This is a genomic window from Microbacterium sp. C23T, from assembly GCF_053345975.1.
Genome location: NZ_JBKFBD010000002.1, coordinates 146932 through 163534 on the forward strand (window position 1 = coordinate 146932; position 16603 = coordinate 163534).

The 16603-nt window shown below is 70.0% G+C and carries 18 protein-coding genes; 4 read left to right on the plus strand and 14 right to left on the minus strand.

What is annotated here, in order from left to right; genetic code table 11:
- Window positions 1-241 precede the first annotated feature (241 nt).
- On the plus strand, window positions 242-1594 hold the full coding sequence (locus ACLBXX_RS01785; protein ID WP_447656604.1) for a DUF349 domain-containing protein: 1353 nt from the start codon (window positions 242-244) through the stop codon (window positions 1592-1594).
- 114 nt (window positions 1595-1708) lie between these two features.
- The gene (locus ACLBXX_RS01790; protein WP_447656556.1) at window positions 1709-2275 is read left to right on the plus strand and encodes a hypothetical protein; all 567 of its coding nucleotides are present in this window, start codon (window positions 1709-1711) and stop codon (window positions 2273-2275) included.
- Here ACLBXX_RS01790 and ACLBXX_RS01795 read toward each other — a convergent pair.
- The 11 genes from ACLBXX_RS01795 to pdxS all read right to left on the minus strand — a co-directional run bounded on the left by ACLBXX_RS01795 (window position 2245) and on the right by pdxS (window position 13086).
- Complete coding sequence (locus ACLBXX_RS01795; protein ID WP_387137711.1) at window positions 2245-4494, minus strand: RelA/SpoT family protein; 2250 nt, start codon at window positions 4492-4494, stop codon at window positions 2245-2247. The two genes, ACLBXX_RS01790 and ACLBXX_RS01795, sit on opposite strands and share 31 nt — an antisense overlap.
- A gap of 54 nt (window positions 4495-4548) precedes the next feature.
- On the minus strand, window positions 4549-5541 hold the full coding sequence (gene secF, locus ACLBXX_RS01800; protein WP_387137708.1) for a protein translocase subunit SecF: 993 nt from the start codon (window positions 5539-5541) through the stop codon (window positions 4549-4551).
- Window positions 5541-7265: a protein translocase subunit SecD gene (gene secD / locus ACLBXX_RS01805; protein WP_447656557.1), complete on the minus strand. Its 1725-nt coding sequence runs from the start codon at window positions 7263-7265 to the stop codon at window positions 5541-5543. The genes secF and secD overlap by 1 nt, the downstream gene beginning before the upstream one ends.
- A 43-nt stretch (window positions 7266-7308) precedes the next feature.
- Entirely contained in the window at window positions 7309-7770 is a 462-nt protein-coding gene (locus ACLBXX_RS01810; protein WP_387137702.1) for a preprotein translocase subunit YajC, read from the minus strand.
- Window positions 7771-7853: 83 nt separating this feature from the next.
- The gene (gene ruvB / locus ACLBXX_RS01815) at window positions 7854-8879 is read right to left on the minus strand and encodes a Holliday junction branch migration DNA helicase RuvB (RefSeq protein ID WP_310290829.1); all 1026 of its coding nucleotides are present in this window, start codon (window positions 8877-8879) and stop codon (window positions 7854-7856) included.
- Window positions 8872-9498 (minus strand): Holliday junction branch migration protein RuvA, encoded by a 627-nt coding sequence (gene ruvA / locus ACLBXX_RS01820; protein WP_447656558.1) that lies wholly within the window; start codon window positions 9496-9498, stop codon window positions 8872-8874. The genes ruvB and ruvA overlap by 8 nt, the downstream gene beginning before the upstream one ends.
- 62 nt (window positions 9499-9560) lie before the next feature.
- Window positions 9561-10133 (minus strand): crossover junction endodeoxyribonuclease RuvC, encoded by a 573-nt coding sequence (gene ruvC / locus ACLBXX_RS01825; RefSeq protein ID WP_447656559.1) that lies wholly within the window; start codon window positions 10131-10133, stop codon window positions 9561-9563.
- 75 nt (window positions 10134-10208) lie between these two features.
- Complete coding sequence (locus ACLBXX_RS01830) at window positions 10209-10970, minus strand: YebC/PmpR family DNA-binding transcriptional regulator (RefSeq protein WP_045302545.1); 762 nt, start codon at window positions 10968-10970, stop codon at window positions 10209-10211.
- Between the two features lie 73 nt (window positions 10971-11043).
- Complete coding sequence (locus tag ACLBXX_RS01835) at window positions 11044-11565, minus strand: hypothetical protein (RefSeq protein WP_375872140.1); 522 nt, start codon at window positions 11563-11565, stop codon at window positions 11044-11046.
- A 37-nt stretch (window positions 11566-11602) separates the two neighbouring features.
- Window positions 11603-12202 (minus strand): pyridoxal 5'-phosphate synthase glutaminase subunit PdxT, encoded by a 600-nt coding sequence (gene pdxT / locus ACLBXX_RS01840; protein ID WP_447656605.1) that lies wholly within the window; start codon window positions 12200-12202, stop codon window positions 11603-11605.
- The gene (pdxS, locus tag ACLBXX_RS01845; RefSeq protein WP_447656560.1) at window positions 12196-13086 is read right to left on the minus strand and encodes a pyridoxal 5'-phosphate synthase lyase subunit PdxS; all 891 of its coding nucleotides are present in this window, start codon (window positions 13084-13086) and stop codon (window positions 12196-12198) included. The genes pdxT and pdxS overlap by 7 nt, the downstream gene beginning before the upstream one ends.
- Window positions 13087-13215: 129 nt before the next feature.
- Between pdxS and ACLBXX_RS01850 the strand changes: the two genes are divergently transcribed.
- The gene (locus ACLBXX_RS01850) at window positions 13216-14559 is read left to right on the plus strand and encodes an aminotransferase class I/II-fold pyridoxal phosphate-dependent enzyme (RefSeq protein WP_447656561.1); all 1344 of its coding nucleotides are present in this window, start codon (window positions 13216-13218) and stop codon (window positions 14557-14559) included.
- Window positions 14560-14566: 7 nt separating this feature from the next.
- Window positions 14567-15418 carry a pyridoxal kinase PdxY gene (gene pdxY / locus ACLBXX_RS01855; RefSeq protein WP_447656562.1) on the plus strand — a complete coding sequence of 284 codons (852 nt, stop codon included), beginning with the start codon at window positions 14567-14569 and terminating at the stop codon, window positions 15416-15418.
- Here pdxY and ACLBXX_RS01860 read toward each other — a convergent pair.
- From ACLBXX_RS01860 to ACLBXX_RS01870, 3 genes are read right to left on the minus strand one after another with little or no spacing between them, the layout of a single operon-like run.
- Window positions 15415-15819 carry a type II toxin-antitoxin system VapC family toxin gene (locus ACLBXX_RS01860; RefSeq protein ID WP_447656563.1) on the minus strand — a complete coding sequence of 135 codons (405 nt, stop codon included), beginning with the start codon at window positions 15817-15819 and terminating at the stop codon, window positions 15415-15417. The genes pdxY and ACLBXX_RS01860 overlap by 4 nt on opposite strands.
- Entirely contained in the window at window positions 15816-16043 is a 228-nt protein-coding gene (locus ACLBXX_RS01865) for a FitA-like ribbon-helix-helix domain-containing protein (RefSeq protein WP_447656564.1), read from the minus strand. Before ACLBXX_RS01865 ends, ACLBXX_RS01860 begins: the two co-directional genes overlap by 4 nt.
- A 7-nt stretch (window positions 16044-16050) precedes the next feature.
- A complete protein-coding gene (locus ACLBXX_RS01870) occupies window positions 16051-16575 on the minus strand; it encodes a hypothetical protein (RefSeq protein ID WP_447656565.1) in 525 nt (174 codons plus the stop codon).
- Window positions 16576-16603: the final 28 nt, after the last annotated feature.

Genomic DNA, 16603 nt, shown 5'->3' on the forward strand with positions numbered 1-16603 from the left:
GCCCGAGACCGACGCCCCCGAGACGACTGGGGCCGACGAGAACCAGACCCCGGCCGTCGATGACGACGCCGCCACCGCGACGGATGTCACGGCGGACGCGGATGCCGCGACCTCTGAGGACTCCGAACGCTCCGCCGACGCTCCGGCCGACGACGCCGCCGAGACCGAGCAGCCGTCGGACGAGACGCCGGCTGATGAGTCCGCTCCGGCGGACGTCGACGTCGAGGTCGTCGAGATCGACATGGTGGAGGTCGTCGAAGACTCCGAGGCCGTCGCCGTCGAGGTGATCGAGGTCGCCGAAGTCGTCGAAGACGGCGAGGTCGTGGCCGTCGAGGTCGTGGACGTCGTCGTCGAGGCCGCGCCCTCCGCCGACGAGCCGTGGGGCCGCGTCGACGAGGACGGCACCGTCTCGGTCCGCGAGGCCGACGGCTGGCGCGTCGTCGGGCAGTATCCCGACGGGTCGGCCGAAGAGGCCCTCGCCTACTTCGAGCGCAAGTACACCGACCTCGCAAGCGAGGTGACGCTCCTGGAGGTGCGCCACCGCCGCGGCGGCGCCTCGGCCTCAGACCTGCGTTCGACCGCGCGCACGATCAACGGCAAGCTCGACGGAGCCGCCGCCGTCGGCGACCTCGCGAGCCTCGTCGCCCGCGTCGCCGCACTCACCGAGACCCTCGCGGCCGAATCCGCGACCGAGGCCGTCGCGGCGCGCGAAGCCGTCGACGACGCGGTCAAGGCGCGCACCGAGCTGGTCGAGAAGGCCGAGGCCCTGGCCGCCCGCGACCCCCGCACCGTGCAGTGGAAGCAGGCGACGGCCGACCTCAACTCCCTGTTCGACCAGTGGCAGTCGCAGCAGCAGAACGGTCCCCGCCTGCCGAAGTCGACCGCGCAGCAGCTCTGGAAGCGATTCCGCGACGCACGCGCCACGGTCGACAAGCACCGCCGCGCGTTCTATGCCGAGCTGGACGAGGCGCACAAGGGCGTCCGCGACCGCAAGACGCGCCTCGTCGAGAAGGCGGAGGCCCTCGCCCCCAAGGGCGAGGACGGCATCGCCGCCTACCGTGAGCTGCTCGACCAGTGGAAGACCGCCGGTCGCGCCGGCAAGAAGGTCGACGACGCGCTGTGGGCCCGCTTCAAGGCCGCCGGCGACGCGCTGTACGGCGCGCGGATCGAGCGCGAGGCAGCCGACGCCGAAGCCTCTCGCGAGAAGATCGACCTCAAGCGCGCCCTCCTCGAAGAGGCGAAGGCGGTCGGCGACGAGCGCGACATCGCGAAGGCCCGCTCGATCCTCACCGGGATCCAGCGCCGCTGGGACGAGATCGGCCGGATCTTCCCGCGCGACACCGAGCGTTCGCTCGATGACGAGCTGCGTCGCGTCGAGAACGCGCTGCGCACTCGCGAGGACGCCGACTGGAAGCGCAACGACCCGGAGCAGAAGGCCCGCGCCAACGACATGACGCGCCAGCTCACCGACGCGATCCAGAAGCTCGAGGACGAGCTCGAGGCCGCGAAGAAGTCGGGCGACAAGAAGGCGATCGCGAACGCGACCGATGCGCTCGAGGCCCGCCGCACGTGGCTGAAGGCGCTCGGCGGCTGATCAGCCCCGCCTGTGCCGAGGAGAACCCGGTCGTCGCGTGCGCGGCGGCCGGGTTCTCCACAATCGGCCGGCTGCGGCATCCACGGATCATGCGCGGTGCGGCAGACTGCCTCCGTGCGATCGCCCTTCCTGTACTTCGCCGATGAGCGGCTCTCGCGCGCCGAGCTGACGGCGGCGTGCCTCGACGGCGACCTCGTGGCGCTCGGCGACGCGTACATCCCCGCCGACGCCGTCGAGACGGCGGCGCTCCGCGCGGGCTCGCTCGCCGAGACCCTCGGCGACACGCTCGCGGCCACCCACCTGTCGGCGGCGTGGGTGCACGGCGGACTGCCGCTGCCTCCGTCGCGCCACACCGTGCAGCGCGGGGTGCCGCGCCGCCTCCACGTGCGACCGGACCGCCGGGTGGTCTACCGCGATCTCCAGGTCCCGGGTGAGGATCTCCAGCTGGTCGGCGGCGTCCTCGTCACGACGCCGGAGCGCACCCTCGCCGACCTCGCCCGCGTGGGCGACGACGTGCACACCGAGGCGGCGCGCCTTCTCGCGGAGATCGACGCGGATGCCGCGTACCGGGCGATCGCGCGGCTGGAGGCGGGTGCGCTCCCTCACAAGCGCGCGGCGCTCGCGCGCCTCCGGGCGCTCGTGGACGAGCGTCAGGACGACGTGACGCGGTACACGTCGTAGACGGCGTCGATGCGCCGCACGGCGTTGAGCACGCGGTCGAGGTGGACGATGTCGCCCATCTCGAACACGAAGCGGCTGAGCGCCAGCCGGTCGTTCGAGGTCGAGACCGTCGCCGAGAGGATGTTGACGTGGTGCTCGCTGAGCACGCGCGTGACGTCGCTCAGAAGGCCCGAGCGGTCGAGCGCCTCGACCTGGATCTGCACCAGGAAGACGCTCTTCGTCGTGGGTGCCCACTCGACCTCGATGAGGCGCTCGGGGTCCTCCATCAGCGACTTGACGTTGGTGCAGTCGGCGCGGTGCACCGAGACGCCGCTGCCGCGCGTGACGAAGCCGACGATCTGATCGCCGGGCACCGGCGTGCAGCACTTCGCGAGCTTGACGAGGATGTCCGGCGCGCCGCGCACCAGGATGCCGGAATCTCCGTTGCGGGGGGCGCGGGCTCTGCCGACGACCGGCAGGTCGATCGGACCGGTGGTGGTGTCGTTCGCCGCGACGAGTGCGGTGACCTTCTCGAGGACCGACTGGGTCGAGACGTGCCCCTCGCCGACCGCGGCGTACAGCGCCGAGACGTCCTCGTAGCGCAGCTGATGGGCGACCTCGGTGAACGAGTCCTGGCTCATCAGCCGCTGGAGCGGCAGGTTCTGCCGGCGCATGGCCCGGGCGATCGACTCCTTGCCCTGCTCGATGGCCTCCTCGCGGCGCTCCTTCGTGAACCAGCCGCGGATCTTGTTGCGGGCGCGGGTGCTGCGCACGAATCCGAGCCAGTCCTGACTGGGGCCGGCGTCGGGGTTCTTCGACGTGAACACCTCGACGACGTCGCCGCTCTTGAGCTCGGACTCGAGGGGCACCAGGCGCCCGTTGACCTTCGCGCCCATCGTGCGGTGGCCGACCTCGGTGTGCACCGCGTACGCGAAATCCACGGGCGTCGCGCCGGACGGCAGACCGATGACCCGCCCCTTCGGCGTGAACACGTAGACCTCCTTGGCGCCGATCTCGAACCGCAGCGAGTCGAGGAACTCGCCGGGATCCGCGGTCTCGGCCTGCCAGTCGGAGATGTGGGCGAGCCAGGCCATGTCGGTGTCGACGGACTTGGAATCCGCCTTGCCGCCGTTCATCTGCTCTTTGTACTTCCAGTGGGCGGCGACGCCGTACTCCGCCTGCTGGTGCATCTCGTGCGTGCGGATCTGGATCTCGACGGTGCGGCCTCCGGGGCCGATCACGGTCGTGTGCAGCGACTGGTAGAGGTTGAACTTCGGGGTCGCGATGTAGTCCTTGAAGCGCCCGGGAAGCGGGGTCCATCGTGCGTGGATCGCGCCGAGGACGGCGTAGCAGTCGCGGACGCTCCCGACCAGCACACGGATGCCGATGAGGTCATAGATGTCATCGAACTCGCGGCCGCGCACGACCATCTTCTGGTACACGGAGTACAGCTGCTTGGGACGCCCCATGACGCGGCCGCGGATGCGCAGCTCCCGCAGGTCGCTGTCCACCGCGTCGATGACGTTCTGCACGTACTGCTCGCGCTGGGGGGTGCGCTGCTTCACGAGGCTGTCGATCTCGGCGTACAGCTTCGGGTGCAGCACGGCGAACGACAGGTCCTCGAGTTCGGACTTGATCGCCTGGATGCCGAGCCGGTGCGCGAGCGGCGCGTAGATCTCGAGCGTCTCGGTCGCCTTCTTGCGCGACTTCTCGGGCGGCACGAATCCCCACGTGCGCGCGTTGTGCAGGCGATCGGCGAGCTTGATCAGCAGAACCCGGATGTCGCGCGACATCGCGACGATCATCTTGCGGACCGTCTCGGCCTGCGCGCTTTCGCCGTACTTGACCTTGTCGAGCTTGGTCACGCCGTCGACGAGCATGGCGACCTCGTCGCCGAACTCGCTCGTGAGCATCTCGAGCGAGTATTCGGTGTCCTCCACGGTGTCGTGGAGGAGCGCCGCCGCGATCGCGCGGGGTCCGAGACCCAGATCCGCGAGGATCTGCGCCACCGCGAGCGGGTGCGTGATGTACGGCTCGCCGCTCTGGCGCAGCTGACCGGTGTGAGCGGTCTCGGCCACAGAGTAGGCGCGCTCGACGATCGAGAGGTCGCCCTTGGGGTGGTGCGTGCGCACCGTTCGCAGGAGCTGCTCGACGTCGTCGCGGCGGGCCGACCTCGAGAAGATCCGGGGGACGAGACGCCGCAGCGACGAGGATTGGGCGGGGGGGACGGTCTCGGTCATTCGATCCCCTCCCCTCCGCCGGACCTCACAATCCTACGCCCGCGTGGCGGACGCTCAGGCGGGGACGCCCGCCAGCTCGCGGGCCGCCACGACGCGCGCGTCGCGCGTCTTGATGGCCGGCTCGTTCTCGCGGAAGAGCGAGTACAGCGGCGCCGCGACGAAGATCGTCGAGTAGGCGGCCACGATCGTTCCCACGAAGATCGACAGCGACAGGTCGGTGAGCGTCTGCGCGCCGGCCCAGATGACGCCGATGAACAGGATCGCGCCGGTCGGGAGGATCGCCACGACGGTCGTGTTGATCGAGCGCACGAGGGTCTGGTTCACCGCGAGGTTGACCGACTCGCCGAACGTGCGCCCGGACACCTCGCCGTCCTCGCTCGTGTTCTCCCTGATCTTGTCGAAGACGACCGTGGTGTCGTACAGCGCGTACGAGAGGATCGTCAGGAATCCGATCACGGCGGCGGGCGAGATCTCGAAGCCGAACAGCGCGTAGACGCCGATCGTGATGATGAGCACGTCCACGAGGCCGATGATCGCCGAGAGCGACATCTTCCAGGTCCGGAAGTACAGCGCCAGGATGATCGCCGTCAGCGCCAGGAAGATCGCGAGACCCCAGAGTGACTGGCGCGTCACGTCGGCTCCCCAGCTGGGGCCGATGAAGGCGTAGCTGACTTCGCTCTCGGGGACGTTGTACGTCTCGGCGAGGGCCGCAGAGATCTCGCGGCTCTCGGCATCCGTCACCTGGTCGGTCTGGACGCGCACCGCGTCGTCGCCGATCGTGACGACCTTGGTGGTCGCGTCCGGGACGACCGAGTGGACGGCGTCGGTGGCGAGCGACTGGTCGATCGGCGCGGCGACGCCGCTCACCGTGAACTGCGACCCGCCCGTGAACTCGATCGAGAACTGGATGGGGCGCAGCAGCGGCACGAGGGCCGAGCCGAGGACGAGGATCGCCGCGATGAGGAACCACAGGCGGCGGCGGCCGACGAAGGGGAACGACGTCTTGCCGGTGTAGAGGTCGTTGCCGAACTGGCTCATGGAGCGCATCAGTCGTCTCCCTCCTTGACGTTCGTGCCGGGTTTCGCGCTGTCGGCGGCGGCCAGCTCGGCCTGCTTCCGCTCGGCGATGGTCTGGCGACGTGCGGCTTCACCGCGGGACTTGGCGTTGCGGCGGCCGGCGGCGCCGGTGGCCAGCACCGGCTCGCGGAACTGCGCGCGACCGCGATAGACGGCGCCGAGCGCGGTCGGGTCGAGCCCGGACAGCGGATGCCCCGACCCGAAGAACCGCGTGCGGGCCAGCAGCTGCAGCACGGGGTGCGTGAACAGGATGAAGATCAGGACGTCGATCGCGGTCGTGAGGCCGAGCGTGAAGGCGAAGCCCTTCACCGTGGAGTCCGCGAGGATGTACAGCACCACGGCGGCCAGGATGTTGATCGACTTCGAGATGTAGATCGTGCGCTTGGCGCGGCCCCAGCCGTCCTCGACGGCACCCGTGATCGACTTGCCGTCGCGCAGCTCGTCTCGGATGCGTTCGAAGTAGACGATGAACGAGTCGGCCGTGAAGCCGATCGTCACGATCAGACCCGCGACACCGGCGAGCGAGAGGCGGAAGCCCATGCGCCACGCGAGGATGCACAGCGTGACATACGTCAGCACCGCCATCACCGCGAGCGAGGCGATGATGATGAAGCCCAGCGCGCGATAGACGATGAGCGAGTAGATCGCCACGAGCAGCAGACCGATCAGACCTGCGATGAGGCCGATCTGCAGCTGCTGCGAGCCGAGCGTCGCGGAGATCGAGTTCGAGCTCTCGACCGTGAAGCTGAGCGGCAGCGCGCCGTACTTCAGCTGGTCGGCGAGGACCTTCGCGGTCTCCTGCGTGAAGCTGCCCGTGATGCTCGGCTTGCCGTCGAGGATCACGCCGTTCATCGACGGAGCCGACAGGACGTAGCCGTCGAGCACGAAGGCGAACTGGTTCAGCGGGGCCTGAGCGCCGTAGAGGCGCTGGCTGATCTCGCCGAACGTCTGAGTGCCCTCGGCGTCGAACGAGAGGTTGACCGCCCACAGGCCGTTGTTCTGCTGCAGGCCGAAGGTCGCGTCGTCGATCGACGAGCCGTCGAGCTCGACCGGGCCGAGGATGTACTTGACCGTGCCGTCGGCATCACACGTGATGAGCGGCTCGTCGGCCGGCGCGTTCGCGGGATCGTTCGCGGGATCGGCGCAGTCGTACGCCTGGAACTCCGCCTGGAGGGCGGGCGTGATCCATGCCAGGTCGCTGCCGTTCGTCGGCGACGTGGTCGGCGTCGCCTGCAGCGACGGGTCGGGCGTCGGGTACGGCGTCGCCTGCCCGTCGTCCCCGACGAAGGTGTTCGCCGGCGCCCCCGCGTACAGCACGGCGCGCAGCTGCAGCTGCGCCGATGCCTCGATGCGGTTGCGAGTCTCCTCGTCGGCCTGACCGGGGATCTGCACCACGATCTGGTTGCCGCCCTGGGTGGTGACGTCGGCCTCGCCGACGCCCGAGGCGTCGACGCGCTGGCGGATGATCGTGACCGCCTGCTGCATCTGCTCCTCGGACGGAGCGGCGCCGTCCTCGGTCTGCGCCTCGAGGACGATCTGTGTGCCGCCCTGGAGGTCGAGCGCGAGCGCGGGGGTCCACGAGCTCTGTCCGAACACGTACACGCCGAGCGCGTTGATGCCGAACAGGAGCGCCGTGATCGCGAGGAGTCCGGTCAGCGCGCGCCATGCATGCCGGACGGGGGTGGATGTCGCCACGTCTTTGCTTTCTTGAGAGCCCGAACGGGCGAACGGAGGGGCGTCAGCCCTGCGACTTGGTGCCGGTCTCGGCGTCGGGGTCGGTCTTCTCCTTGCCCGCGGCCGAGCTCTGGTCGTCGCTGATCGAGGTGATGTCGCCGTTGGCGACGCCCTCGGCGTACTCGGCGTGGCTCTCCTCGGCGGCGAGGTACTCGTCCTCGGTGACCGCGTGCTCGCCGGGGTTCACGACGCGGAGGATCGCCTGGCTGTGCACCTTGATCTCGACGCCGGGCGCGAGCTCGACGATCGCGGGCTGGTCGAGGTTCTCGGCGTCGTACGACACGATCGTGCCGTAGAGGCCGCCCTGCAGCAGCACTTCGGAGCCGGGCACCGTCTGGCGGGCCTTCTGCTCCTGCTCCGCCTTCTGCTTCTGCATACGACGGCGGGAGCTCCAGAACATGAAGACGAGGAGCACGACCAGCAGGATGATGAGGCCGTAATTGCTCAGGAAGGAAGCGAAGTCCATGGAGCTGGAAGCACCTTTCGAGTCAGGCAGGCGCCAGGGCGGCGCTGCCTTGCAGGGAGGGGTTGGGTGTGAACCTCCAGCGATTATAGGACATCGAATCCGAGCACCGAGTCGGCCATGGGCACCCCCAGGTGGGCGTAGGCCTCGGGCATCGCGATGCGTCCGCGCGGGGTGCGCCCCATGAAGCCGATCCGCACGAGGTACGGCTCGACCACCGACTCGATGGTGTCGGGCTCCTCACCGACCGCGACCGCGAGCGTGCTGAGGCCGACGGGTCCGCCCCGGAATCGCCTCACGAGCATGTCGAGAACCGCGCGGTCGAGCCGGTCGAGCCCGATCCGGTCGACGTCGTAGAGGTCGAGTGCGGCGTCGACGGCCGCGATGTCGGCGCCGGTGCGGCCGTGGACGACGAGGTAGTCGCGCACGCGCCGCAGCAGGCGGTTCGCGATGCGCGGTGTGCCCCGCGAGCGTCGTGCGATCTCGGCGCGGGCGGCGGGAGGCAGCGAGACCCCGAGCATGACCGCGGAGCGCTCGATGACCCGCTCGAGCTCTTCGGGCTCGTAGTACTCGAGGTGGGCCGTGAACCCGAAGCGGTCGCGCAGCGGGTTGGGCAGCAGGCCCGACCTCGTCGTCGCGCCGACGAGGGTGAACGGCGACAGGTCGAGCGGGATGCTCGTCGCGCCTGCGCCCTTGCCGACCATGATGTCGATGCGGAAGTCCTCCATCGCGAGGTACAGCATCTCTTCGGCCGAGCGCGCCATGCGGTGCACCTCGTCGATGAAGAGGACCTCGCCGGGCGTGAGGCTCGACAGCAGCGCGGCGAGGTCGCCCGCGTGCTGGATCGCCGGCCCGCTGGACAGCCGCAGCGGGCGCCCGCTCTCGTACGCGACGATCATCGCGAGCGTGGTCTTGCCGAGCCCGGGGGGCCCGGACAGCAGGATGTGATCGGCGGGCCGCTGCTGGATGCGGGCCGCATCCAGCAGCAGCTGCATCTGACCGCGCACCTTCTGCTGCCCGACGAACTCGGCCAGCGACGTCGGGCGCAGCGCGCCCTCGATCGCGAGCTCGGACTCGTCGACGGGCTCTTCGGCTTCGCGCACGTCAGCCACTCACCGTCTCCTTCCGGGCGGGGCCGAGCGCCGCGAGCGTGCGCCGCAGCAGTGCCGGCACCGACGATCGGTCGGACTCGGGTGCGTCGGCGGCGACGTTCTCGACGGCTTCGACGGCCACGCGCTCGGACCAGCCGAGGCTGACCAGGGCCTGCACGACCTGTGCCGGGATCGCGGCGGAGCCCGCGGCATCCGTCCCCCCGGAACCGGCGGGGCGCGTCACCGCGATCTTGCCGGCCAGCTGCACCACGATGAGCTTCGCCGTCTTCGGGCCGATGCCCGAGACGCGGCGGAACGGGACGTCGTCGTCGGCGGAGAGCGCGTCCGCGATCTGCGGGACCGTGAGCGTCGCGAGCACCCCCAGTGCAGACTTGGGGCCCACCCCGGTGACGCCGAGCAGCTGACCGAACACGACGAGCTCCTCGCGGGTCTCGAAGCCGAACAGCGACAGCGCGTCTTCGCGGACGATGAGCGACGTGTGGAGGGTGACGGTGTCGCCCAGGTGCGTGGTGCGCGCGACCTGGGGGGTCACGGCGACGTGGAGGCCGACTCCTCCGACCTCGACGACGACCGCATCCGCATCGACGTGCACGGCGGTGCCGCGGACTGAGGAGATCATGCGTCGAGCCTACGGGGCGGTTCGGACGTTTGTTCGAGCGACACGCACGGCGACGTGCGGGATCACCGTCGGGCGAGTCGCTCCGCGTCCGCCCAGGCGCGCTGCGCGGGGGTGAGCGGACCGGATGCCGCCGCCTGCGCGGGAGCGCCGCGCCAGGCGTGGCAGAGGGCGAGTGCGAGGGCGTCCGCGGCGTCGGCGGGCTTCGGCAGCTCCTCCAGCCGCAGGACGCGCGCCACCATGGTCTGGACCTGGCGCTTGTCGGCGTTGCCGTAGCCCGTGATCGCGGCCTTCACCTCGGACGGGGTGTGCGTGGCCGCGGCGAGGCCCCGCTCTCCCGCGATCAGCAGCGCGATGCCGCTGGCCTGGGCCGTCCCCATCACCGTCGCGCGGTTGTGCTGGGCGAAGACCCGCTCCACGGCCACGACATCGGGCTCGTGCGCGTCCACGACGGCGCGCAGGCCTCGCGCGATGACCGCGAGCCGCTGCTCGATCGGAGCGCCCGGATCGGACCGCACGACGCCCACGTGGACCAGCACGGCGGATCGGTCGGGGGCGACGTCGACGACGCCGACACCGCAGCGCGTCAGGCCCGGATCGATTCCGAGCACGCGCAGTCGACCGCGGGAGGTTGCCACTCCTCCACGCTAGGCGAGGAAGACGGATGCTGCGGCCAGGCGCGCCTGGCCGCAGCATCCGTTCGTCCCACGAGGTCAGTCCTCGTCGTTCTCGAGCTCCGCCTGCACCTCGGCGGTGAGGTCGAAGTTGCTGTAGACGTTCTGGACGTCGTCGCTGTCTTCGAGGGCGTCGATGAGGCGGAAGACCTTGCGCGCGGTGTCGGCGTCGACCTCGACCTTGAGGTTCGGCACGAACTCGACGTCGGCCGACTCGTACTCGATGCCGGCGTCCTGCAGGGCGGAGCGGACGGTCACGAGGTCGGTCGCCTCGGTGATGACCTCGAAGCCCTGCGCGTGCGGCTCGACCTCTTCAGCGCCGGCCTCGAGCACGGCGAGCATCACGTCGTCCTCGCTGGTGCCCTCGCCGCCCACGACGATGACGCCCTTGCGGGTGAAGTTGTACGCGACGCTGCCGGGGTCGGCCAGCGTGCCGCCGTTGCGGGTGAGCGCGGTGCGCACCTCGGCCGCGGCGCGGTTCTTGTTGTCGGTCAGACACTCGATCATGAGGGCGACGCCGTTGGGGCCGTAGCCCTCGTACATGATCGACGAGTACTCGACGGACTCGCCGCCGATGCCGGCGCCGCGCTTGATCGCGCGGTCGATGTTGTCCTTCGGGACCGACGTCTTCTTCGCCTTGAGCACGGCGTCGAACAGGGTCGGGTTGCCCTGCAGGTCGGGTCCGCCGAGCTTGGCGGCGACCTCGATGTTCTTGATGAGCTTCGCCCACGACTTGGCACGGCGGCTGTCGATGACCGCCTTCTTGTGCTTGGTCGTGGCCCACTTGGAATGCCCGGACATGGTCCTCCTGAATTCACGCTCGTCGGGTGCGGGCGCGTGAACGCCTCGCCCGACGGACTAGTTTATCCCCGCTCTACAGCGCGAACTCGAAGCCGAACCGCGACGACAGCAGCGCGACGAGGTCGCGCGGGACCTTCGTGAGGTACGCGGGGGCGGGGGCGAGCGTCTCGGCCGAGCCGATGAAGGGGAAGTAGACGGGGCCCTCGGTGAGCCCCTCCACCCGGTCGCGCACCGTGACGATCTCGCTGCCGACGCGGCGGAGGCTCGGGAGGGTGATCGGCGAGGCGAGACGCAGGGTGTCGCTGATGGGCATGCGCCAGTGGGGCAGGTCGTCGCCGCGGCGATCGCGGGTCTCCTCCCCCAGCGGGCCGAGCACGCGGCCCCACGCGGCGATGCCGGGCACCGGCAGGGTGCGGTCCCAGACGAACAGGGTGTCGCCGGGCTCCGTGAAGCCGACGAGCTCGTGCGACCACTCGAACCGGCGTTCGTCCTGTGCCTTCGGTGCCGACAGGGCGTCGCCGACGATGCCGCGCGACGGGGCGATCATCCAGTAGCGCTCCTCTGGGTGCTCGCGCCACCAGTCGTTGATCGTCATGATTCCGAATCTACCCCGACGTGCCGTTTCTGCCCCGTCACCGGTCGCGCTCGCGGACCATGTCGAGGAACAGCGCGTGGAAGCGGTGCTCCCCCGTCACCTCGGGGTGGAACGAGGTCCCGAGGAGCGAGCCCTGGCGCACCGCGACGACGCGGCCGTCGTCGAGGGTGGCGAGACGCTCCACACCCGCGCCCGCCTGCTCGACGAGGGGCGCGCGGATGAACACCGCGTGGACCGCCGGCTCGCCCAGTGCCGGGATGTCCAGGTCCACCTCGAAGGAGTCGACCTGGCTGCCGAAGGCGTTGCGGCGCACCGTCACGTCGAGGCCGCCGAACGTCTGCTGGCCCTCGATGCCGTCGATGATGCGGTCGGCGAGGAGGATGAGTCCGGCGCACGTCCCGTACACCGGCATCCCCGCGGCGATCGCCTCGCGCACGGGCTCGCGCATGCCGAAGGCGCGTGAGAGCTTGTCGATGACACTCGACTCGCCGCCCGGGAGCACGAGCCCGTCCACCTCGGCGAGCTCCTCGGGGCGGCGGACCTTCGTCACATCGGCGCCGAGGTCCGTGAGCACACGCACGTGCTCACGGACGTCGCCTTGGAGTGCGAGGACGCCGACGCGGGGCGTCGTCACCAGCCGCGCTCGGCGAGCCGGTGCGGCGCGGGAAGGTCGGCGACGTTGATGCCGACCATGGCCTCGCCGAGCCCGCGCGACACGTCCGCGATCACCTTGGGGTCGTCGTAGAACGTGGTGGCCTTCACGATGGCCGCGGCACGCTGCGCGGGGTTGCCCGACTTGAAGATGCCCGAGCCGACGAACACGCCGTCGGCGCCCATCTGCATCATCATCGCGGCGTCGGCGGGAGTGGCGACGCCACCCGCGACGAAGAGCACGACCGGCAGCTTGCCGGTCTCGGCGATCTCGGCGACGAGGTCGTACGGCGCCTGCAGCTCCTTCGCCGCGACGTACAGCTCGTCCTTGGTCATCGAGCGCAGCATGTTGATCTCGCTCGTGATCTTGCGGATGTGCTTGGTGGCCTCCGACACGTCGCCGGTGCCCGCCTCGCCCTTCGAGCGGATCATGGCGGCGCCCTCGTTGATGCGGCGGAGCGCCTCACCGAGGTTGGTGGCGCCGCACACGAACGGCACGGTGAAGTTCCACTTGTCGATGTGGTTCACGTAGTCGGCGGGCGAGAGGACCTCGGACTCGTCGATGTAGTCGACGCCGAGCTCCTGCAGCACCTGGGCCTCGACGAAGTGGCCGATGCGCGCCTTCGCCATGACCGGGATCGAGACGGCCTCGATGATGCCGTCGATCATGTCGGGGTCGCTCATGCGCGAGACGCCGCCCTGCGCGCGGATGTCGGCGGGCACGCGCTCGAGGGCCATGACGGCGACGGCGCCGGCGTCCTCGGCGATCTTCGCCTGGTCGGCGGTGACGACGTCCATGATGACGCCGCCCTTGAGCATCTCGGCGAGGCCGCGCTTGACGCGGTCGGTTCCCGTGTCGGCAGTGGTCACGAGGTTTCCCTTCGATCGGAGCGCGGGGCGCGCAACGGGTGAGGACAATGCGGGTATTGGCCTAGGCCAAAAGATAGCATGGGCTGGGCCGTACACTCGGCGGGGCAGGGCGTCATCGGAAGGGCGGGCATGGATCTCGACATCAGCGGGCGATCCGCCTCCGAGATCGCCGACAGCCTGCGGGCGCGCATCGAGCGCGGCGATCTGCATCCGGGCGACATCCTGCCGCCCGTGCGCTCCCTCGCCGACGAGCTCGGGGTGAACCGCAACACGGTGGTCGCCGCGTATCGCCAGCTCACCCAGGCGGGCGTGATCGTCACGCGAGGCCGCGGCGGCACGCGCGTGGCCGACCTCTCCCCCGTCGCACAGGAGGGCTTCGCCGCGGGGAGCGTGCTGCGCGACGTCGGCACCGGCAACCCCGACCCCGAGCTGATCCCCGACCTCTCCGGGGCGCTCGCGGCGATGGCGGGGCGGCCGGTCCTCTACGGCGAACCGGTCATCGATCCCGGTCTGGAGCGCTGGGCTCTCGACTGGATGCGCGACGGTCTCGCACCCGCCGCCGACCTGCGCCTCACGATCACGAGCGGCGCCGCGGATGCCGTCGAGCGGCTGCTCGCACAGGCGCTCACGCGGGACGACGCCGTCGCGCTCGAGGATCCGTGCTTCCTCACCAGCATCCACACCGTGCGGATCGGCGGCTACCGCCCCGTCCCGGTGCCCGTCGACGACGAGGGGATGACGGTCGCGGGGCTGCGTGCGGCGCTCGAGCAGGGTGTGCGTGCGGTGGTCCACACGCCGCGCGCCCAGAATCCGACGGGCGCCAGTCTGTCCGCGCGCCGCGCCGAAGAGCTGCGCACCGTGCTCCGGGACCACCCGTACGTGCTCGTGATCGAGGACGACCACTTCTCTCTCCTCTCGCGGCAGCCGTTCCACTCGCTCATCTCGGCCGGTCATCGCCGGTGGGCGCTCGTGCGATCGGTGTCGAAGTTCCTCGGACCCGACATGTGCCTGGCGGTGACGGCATCCGATCCCGAGACTGCGGAACGGCTCGCGATGCGTCTCACTCCCGGCACGACGTGGGTGAGCCACCTGCTGCAGCGGCTCACACTCGCACTGGTGACGGATGCCGCGACCATGGCCGCGATCGAGCGCGCGGGTGCGCACTACGCCGCGCGCAACGCCGCCTTCGTCGACCGGCTCACCGCCCAGGGCGTGCCGGCGGACGCGGGCGACGGACTGAACCTGTGGATCCCTCTGCCGGTGCCCGCGCGGGCGGTGTCGGAACAGCTCATGCGGCGCGGCTGGCTGGCGCGTGCGGGCGACGACTTCGTACTCGGTGAGAGCGGACCGTCCCGCCGTCTCCGGCTCACGGTGCACGACCTCGACGACGCCGACGCCGAACGGCTCGCCTCCGATGTGGCCGCGGCCGTACGCGCGGCCGGTGGACGGCTCGTCACGCGCGAAGTGGCATGATCGAGCGGTGAAGATCCTCTCGATCCAGTCCGCGGTCGCCTACGGCCACGTCGGCAACTCCGCCGCCGTCTTCCCGCTGCAGCGCATCGGCGTCGAGGTCATGCCGGTGTACACGGTCAACTTCTCGAATCACACCGGGTACGGCGCGTGGCGCGGGCCGATGATCAGCCCCGACGACGTGCGCGATGTCGTCCTCGGCATCGAGGACCGGGGCGTCTTCCCGCAGATCGACGTGGTGCTGTCGGGCTACCAGGGCGGCGAGGGCATCGCCGACGTCATCCTGGACACCGTCGCGCGGGTCAAGCAGGCCAATCCCGCGGCGATCTACGCGTGCGACCCGGTGATGGGCAACGCGAAGTCGGGCTGCTTCGTGGCCCCCGCGATCCCGGTGCTCCTGCGGGACCGCGTCGTGCCCGCCGCCGACATCATCACCCCCAATCAGTTCGAACTCGGCTTCCTCACCGAGACCGACCCGTCCGACCTCGATTCCACGCTCGCCTCGGCCGATGCCGCGCGTGCGATGGGGCCGAGCACGGTGCTGGTCACGAGCGTCGAGCGTCCGGACCGCCCCGGGGGCACGATCGAGATGCTCGCCGTGACCGACGACGGCGCATGGATCGTGCAGACACCGCACATCCCGATGAAGGCCAACGGCTCGGGAGACGTCACGGCGGCTCTGTTCACCGCGCACTACCGCCGCACTGGCGACGCGGCCGACGCGCTCGCCCGCACGACGTCGAGCGTCTACGACCTGCTCGAGCGCACCCACGCCTCGGGTGAGCGCGAGCTGCAGCTCGTGGAATCGCAGGACGCCTACGCGAACCCGCGCCTCCAGTTCGAGGTCACGCAGGTCCGCTAGGGCGTCAGGGTGAGGACTTCGACCTCGCATCGAACCCCAGGACTGTCGGCGAGGCGTCTGTCAGCGGTGAGCAGCGCGCATCCGAGTCCCTCGGCGAGGGCGACGTACATCGCGTCGTAGGGGGTGACGTTCGCGCGCAGGTCGAAGGCTCGCGAGATCAGAGATCGCATCGGGACCCGCTCGACCGGCAGCGCGATGAGATCTCCGACGGCGTGGGCGAAGCGATCCGCGGTCAGTGCTCCGACGAGCCACCTCCGGCGGAACACCGACATCGTCTCGACATCGATGAGGTCGGGAGCGAGAAGGTGGTCGGCCTGCAGGAGTCGCGACCGAGCCGCGTGGCCGTCCTGACCGTCATCGGCGAGGGCATTCGCGACGACACTCGCGTCGACGACGATCATCGCCGGCGGTCGGCAGCAATGTCTTCGACTGCCTCGTCGAGCCCGACCCGCCCGCCCGTGTGCTGCGAGACGCGGGCGAACACGGAGTCCAACGTGGGCCGCGTCGCGAGTTGCGTCAACTCGGCGACGAGGAACTGCTGAAGCGATTGCCCCCGTGCCTGCGCGCGGCGCGTCAGCTCCGCGTGGACCTCTCCGGGAAGATCGCGAACGAGTACGTTCGGCATGCTTTCATTATGCATGCGCGGAGCCGATCCAGGGCCGGTCAGCACTGTCGCGCTCTTCCAGAGCGAGTTGTTCCGGCGCACGTCGTGGTTCCGGGTAGGCGAGCGCGCACCGACTCTCGTTTGTCGGGCAATTCTCCGCCCCGACATAGGTGGAGAACGTCTTCATGGGGCCCGTGCCAGACCACCTCCCGGGATCGACGAAGTAGGTGCCCATGTGATGGATGCCGCACTGTTTCGCCCGATCACGGAGGAGCCGATCGAAAGGGTAGGCGTCGAGCGAGTAGTCCAGAGTGGAGTCCGCAGTCTCGACCACCACGGCGGTGTATCGCACGTAATCGATGTCGGCGTGCCTCAGTACCTCGTTGACCCATTCTTCGCGTTCGAACTGGCGATCGTGATGCAGGTCATGAACGCCGTCGAACCACCAATGATGGTCGCCGAGCACCACGAATTGTCGACGGCCGGTTCCGACGCTGTCCGCCCAGCGCAACTGTGCGATCGAGAGAAAGTCCCACCCGCTGTCGATGATCATGCTGCAGACGCTAGAGCGCGCGCCCGCC

Bases quoted from the DNA above. Each gene is read 5' to 3' on its own strand.
- ACLBXX_RS01835 (WP_375872140.1), bottom strand. From the start codon at position 11,565: ATGACGATCAACGACTGGTGGCGCGAGCACCCAGAGGAGCGCTACTGG.
- ACLBXX_RS01860 (WP_447656563.1), bottom strand. From the start codon at position 15,819: ATGATCGTCGTCGACGCGAGTGTCGTCGCGAATGCCCTCGCCGATGAC.
- ACLBXX_RS01850 (WP_447656561.1), top strand. From the start codon at position 13,216: ATGGATCTCGACATCAGCGGGCGATCCGCCTCCGAGATCGCCGACAGC.
- ruvA (WP_447656558.1), bottom strand. From the start codon at position 9,498: ATGATCTCCTCAGTCCGCGGCACCGCCGTGCACGTCGATGCGGATGCG.
- ACLBXX_RS01785 (WP_447656604.1), top strand. From the start codon at position 242: ATGGTGGAGGTCGTCGAAGACTCCGAGGCCGTCGCCGTCGAGGTGATC.
- ACLBXX_RS01810 (WP_387137702.1), bottom strand. From the start codon at position 7,770: ATGGACTTCGCTTCCTTCCTGAGCAATTACGGCCTCATCATCCTGCTG.
- ACLBXX_RS01830 (WP_045302545.1), bottom strand. From the start codon at position 10,970: ATGTCCGGGCATTCCAAGTGGGCCACGACCAAGCACAAGAAGGCGGTC.
- ACLBXX_RS01870 (WP_447656565.1), bottom strand. From the start codon at position 16,575: ATGATCATCGACAGCGGGTGGGACTTTCTCTCGATCGCACAGTTGCGC.
- ACLBXX_RS01865 (WP_447656564.1), bottom strand. From the start codon at position 16,043: ATGCCGAACGTACTCGTTCGCGATCTTCCCGGAGAGGTCCACGCGGAG.
- secF (WP_387137708.1), bottom strand. From the start codon at position 5,541: ATGCGCTCCATGAGCCAGTTCGGCAACGACCTCTACACCGGCAAGACG.
- ACLBXX_RS01795 (WP_387137711.1), bottom strand. From the start codon at position 4,494: ATGACCGAGACCGTCCCCCCCGCCCAATCCTCGTCGCTGCGGCGTCTC.